Below are 4,359 nucleotides of genomic sequence, written 5' to 3' on the forward strand. Positions count from 1 at the left end.
CACTTACTCGCTACCGCTCCTTGAAGTAGGAGTATTCTCGCCTATTTAAGATAAAAATTCACTACTTGCTTTATCTTGTTGTATAATATTGAAGTGAAATTTTGTACAATCTGTAGAAAAGACGATTTTCCGCAGTACAATACATTACCGTATATTTCTTACTAAAATATATCTATTCTATATGGAGAAAGGCGTGTGTCCAATGGGTCGTAAATGGAATAACATCAAAGAAAAGAAAGCACAAAAAGATAAAAATACAAGCCGGATTTATGCGAAATTCGGTACAGAAATTTTTGTTGCCGCAAAAAAAGGGGAGCCGGATCCGGAATTAAACCAAGCTTTGAAATTTGTCATTGAACGGGCAAAAACGTATAATGTTCCGCGTCATATCATTGATCGGGCGATTGAAAAGGCAAAAGGCGGTTCGGACGAGCATTATGATGAACTCCGCTATGAAGGTTTCGGTCCAAGCGGTTCGATGATTATTGTTGATGCCCTGACCAATAATGTAAACCGTACTGCAGCTGATGTCCGTGCTGCATTTGGTAAAAATGGTGGAAATATGGGCGTTACCGGTTCTGTAACGTATATGTTTAATGCAACAGCCGTGTTTATGTTTGAAGGGAAAACGGCCGATGAAGTTCTTGAAATTTTACTGGAAGCGGATATTGATGTTCGTGATATTTTGGAAGAAGAAGACAGCGTGATTGTTTATGCTGAACCGGAACAATTTCATGCAGTTCAACAAGCACTAAAAAATGCAGGAATTACCGAATTCTCCGTTGCGGAAATTACAATGCTTCCGCAAACAGAAATCACTTTAACTGGTGAGGCAAAAGCTCAATTTGAAAAGTTAATTGATGCGTTAGAAGATTTGGATGATGTTCAACAAGTTTATCATAATGTTAATTTGGATGATTAATGAATGGAGAAAGGCCGATTTTGGTTTCAATCAAGTGACCGGAATCGGCTTTTTTTATACGTTAAGAATGTATAAATCTCCAGCAAGGGGCTATATTTACGGTTTAGAGTCGCGGTATAGACCTTTTTTATACGTTAATATATAATCTCCAATAAGGATGTGAATTCGATGTGCAATTTTGTTTTCAATCGAAATCTTCACGCCAGGCGTATTTACTTTTGTTGCCGACCCCGAAACCATTAAAAAACTACCGGATCATTTATTTTCCGGTAGTTTTTTTTAAAAGTAAAAGGTATTTTTTCTCTCATCCATTTCATCTTAGCGTTTATTAAAAATGGATATAGCTTCTTGGGTCGACGGCATTGGATTTCGCATCATTCCACTTGCCGACATGGAGTTCAAAATGCAAGTGAACACCTGATGATTGACCGGTCGTTCCTTTTGCACCGATATATTGGCCTTGCTGAACGACGTCGCCTTCGTTAACGCTTCGGGATGAAAGGTGAGCATAAATTGTATCATATGTTTGTCCATTAATATAATGGGTTATGAATACAACATTACCATAACTCGAGGAGTAATAGGAACGGTAGACAACCCCTGATGCTGCCGCATAGACAGGATCCCCTGCTGAACCGCCGATATCAATTCCAAAATGATGTCCTGACCCACGACCACCAAATCCGGATGTTATCGATCCGCCAGTCGGACGAATAAATAAGCCGCCTGTTACAGGTGCAGCCGGTGCAGAACTTCCGCCACCGCCACTTGCAGCTGCTTCCCGTTGTTGAGCTTTTGCTGCTTCAGCTTGTCTCTTTTGTTCCAGCTCAATGGCCTTCTTTATAGCGGCTTCTTGGTTTGCATACACTTGTTGCTGTTCTTGTAAATCCATATAGTACTCTTCTATGGAATCGTGTTCTTCTTTTAACTTGGCTAAAATTTGATCTTTCTCTGCTTTTTTCGTTTCTAATGTTGCTTTTGTTGATTCCAATTGCCCTTTTAAAGTTTCGATTTGTGTTTTTTCTTGCTCAACTTTCAATTTATTTTCATTTAATAATTTGTGATCCCGTTTATGTTCTTCAATAATTGATTTATCAGCCTCCATAATTGTGGAAACTGCAGTTACGCGGCTAATAAAATCGGTAAAACTCTGTGCCCCTAGTAAAACGTCCAAATATTTAACCGATCCGTTCGCTTGCATAGCCCGGGCACGTTCTTTCAGGAGCTGATCACGTTTTTTTATTCTTTCCTCTATTTGTTTAATTTCATTTTCTAAATTCGTAATCTCTTGATTTTTTTGGTTGATTTGTTGATTAATTTCGTCCAACTTTTGTGTCGCTTCTTGAATTTCTGCATCCAATTTTTGCATATCTGCACTTAATGCTGCTTGATTACTTTTATTTTCCTCAAGTTTTTGGGATGCCTCATTTAATTCGGAATTGACACTCGATTTCTTTTGCTCCAATTCTTTTTGCTGTTTATTCAGCTCGGAAACTGATGCTGCATGAACAAAAGAACCATTTAACATAGTTGTTAATCCTAAAGTAAGTGTGATAGCTAATGTAAGTTTCTTTCCTTCCAACCCTTTTCCTCCTTTACTCGTTGAATTATTATGTATGTGGCCCTTTTTTCATAAAAAGAAAAAAGGACCTGATAAGTTATTATGAAAAAAGTCTATTAAACTTTTAAAAACTTACGTACAGACATCATACTTCCCCATACACCAATGATGCAGCCCATCAACAGTAAAAGTAGACTTACTTGATAGACAAAAGGAGTGAATTCAAGAATTTGAATAAAATTCCCTTCCAGTTTTGGTGCCAAGTATCCATAAATATTTTTATAGAGAATTGCGATAATAGTTATAGGTATGATTGACCCAAAGATACCTAACCACAATCCTTCCAAAAAGAACGGCCAGCGAATAAAACCGTTTGTTGCACCAACCAATCGCATAATCTCAATTTCTCTTCTTCTGGCAACAATCGTAATTTTGATCGTATTTGAAATTAAGAAAACCGCTGTTAATAGCAATCCGATGATGATCACAAGACCGACATTACGACTGATACTAATAATCTTAAATAATTTATCTACATCATTTTGGCCGTAATTGACAAGGTGAACACTTTCCAACTTTTCAATTTTTTTAGCCACCTGCTTCGTTGTTTCGGGTTCTGCTGCCTTAACAAGAAAGGCATCATTGAGCGGATTTTCCTGTTCGTAAAGCTTTAAAATTTCCCCTTGTTGTCCAAAACTATCAACTAATTGATTTAGCTCGTTATCCTTTGAAGAAAATACAACCGACTTGATTTCAGGCATACTTTTCAGTTCCGTCTCGAGTGCCTTCTGCTGCTCCGGGGTTGCTGTTGTATCAATCAAAACTTTAATGGTTACATCTTCTTCAATGGAATTAGCTACTTCATTCAAATTCATTAATATCACATAAAAAACGCCAACTAAAAGAAGCGTAACTGTAACAGCACCTACTGACGCAAAAGTCATCCAGCCATTACGCCAAATGCTTTTAAAACTTTCCCGTACATGTCGTCCGATTGTTCTAAGCTTCATAACCGTAATCACCTCGTTGTTCATCTCGGACAATCATTCCTCCGTCAATGGCAATAACACGATGTTTTTTCGTATTCACAATATCTTTATTATGAGTTGCCATGACAATCGTCGTTCCATGAGAATTGATTTGCTCAAATGTTTTCATAATCTCCCATGACGTATCAGGGTCAAGGTTTCCCGTCGGCTCATCCGCTATGACAATACTTGGTGAGTTAACGATTGATCTCGCTATAGAAACCCGTTGCTGCTCCCCGCCGGATAACTCAGAAGGAAGCATACGGGTTTTATGTTTCAAATTAACCAATTCTAGTACTTCCATAACTCTTTTTTTAATGATTCTCGGGGATTCTTCAATTACTTCTAGGGCAAAAGCAACATTTTCATATACCGTTAAAGACGGCAAAAGCTTAAAATCCTGGAAAACAACACCAATGCTTCTTCTAAAGAGAGGAACTTTACTACTTTTTAATTTTGCTATATCTATACCATTAACAATAATTTTTCCACTTGTGGGCTTTTCTTCACGATACATCATTTTTATAAAAGTAGATTTCCCCGCACCGCTTGCACCAACGACATAAACGAATTCTCCTTGCTCAATCGCCACATCGATCCCATTGGCTGCCACAACACCATTCGGGTACTTTTTATATACATTTTCCATAACAATCATTTACAATCACCTATCTAAATTTATCATTTCTTATATATCAACTTTTTATTTTATCGTCTGCAATTTTCTACACATCTACCATTATAACATCATATTTTGACAAATTGAGATAAAAAAAGATTACATTTATGTTTCAGAAGGTGTGGTTTTATTGGGGGATTTACCATTTTTTGTAGAATAACCAAAGATT

Annotated in this window: 4 protein-coding genes; 1 reads left to right on the forward strand and 3 read right to left on the reverse strand. The window is 37.2% G+C overall.

The features are described from left to right. Nucleotides 1-202: 202 nt before the first annotated feature. A complete protein-coding gene (locus LIZ98_RS16965; protein WP_227140348.1) occupies nt 203-922 on the forward strand; it encodes a YebC/PmpR family DNA-binding transcriptional regulator in 720 nt (239 codons plus the stop codon). A 328-nt stretch (nt 923-1,250) separates the two neighbouring features. On the opposite strand, the gene LIZ98_RS16970 is transcribed toward LIZ98_RS16965, so the two are convergent. The 3 genes from LIZ98_RS16970 to ftsE all read right to left on the reverse strand — a co-directional run bounded on the left by LIZ98_RS16970 (nt 1,251) and on the right by ftsE (nt 4,169). Then, nucleotides 1,251-2,504: a murein hydrolase activator EnvC family protein gene (locus LIZ98_RS16970; protein WP_227140349.1), complete on the reverse strand. Its 1,254-nt coding sequence runs from the start codon at nt 2,502-2,504 to the stop codon at nt 1,251-1,253. A gap of 95 nt (nt 2,505-2,599) precedes the next feature. Then, nucleotides 2,600-3,493, reverse strand: a complete 894-nt coding sequence (gene ftsX / locus LIZ98_RS16975; RefSeq protein WP_034772576.1) for a permease-like cell division protein FtsX — start codon at nt 3,491-3,493, stop codon at nt 2,600-2,602. Next, a complete protein-coding gene (gene ftsE / locus LIZ98_RS16980; RefSeq protein WP_034772578.1) occupies nt 3,483-4,169 on the reverse strand; it encodes a cell division ATP-binding protein FtsE in 687 nt (228 codons plus the stop codon). The genes ftsX and ftsE overlap by 11 nt, the downstream gene beginning before the upstream one ends. Nucleotides 4,170-4,359: the final 190 nt, after the last annotated feature.

Source organism: Caldibacillus sp. 210928-DFI.2.18, from assembly GCF_020554505.1.
Classification (GTDB): domain Bacteria; phylum Bacillota; class Bacilli; order Bacillales; family Caldibacillaceae; genus Caldifermentibacillus; species Caldifermentibacillus hisashii.

Excerpts from the sequence above, each read along its gene's own strand:
- LIZ98_RS16965 (WP_227140348.1), top strand. The coding sequence starts at position 203 with ATGGGTCGTAAATGGAATAACATCAAAGAAAAGAAAGCACAAAAAGAT.
- ftsX (WP_034772576.1), bottom strand. The coding sequence starts at position 3,493 with ATGAAGCTTAGAACAATCGGACGACATGTACGGGAAAGTTTTAAAAGC.
- ftsE (WP_034772578.1), bottom strand. The coding sequence starts at position 4,169 with ATGATTGTTATGGAAAATGTATATAAAAAGTACCCGAATGGTGTTGTG.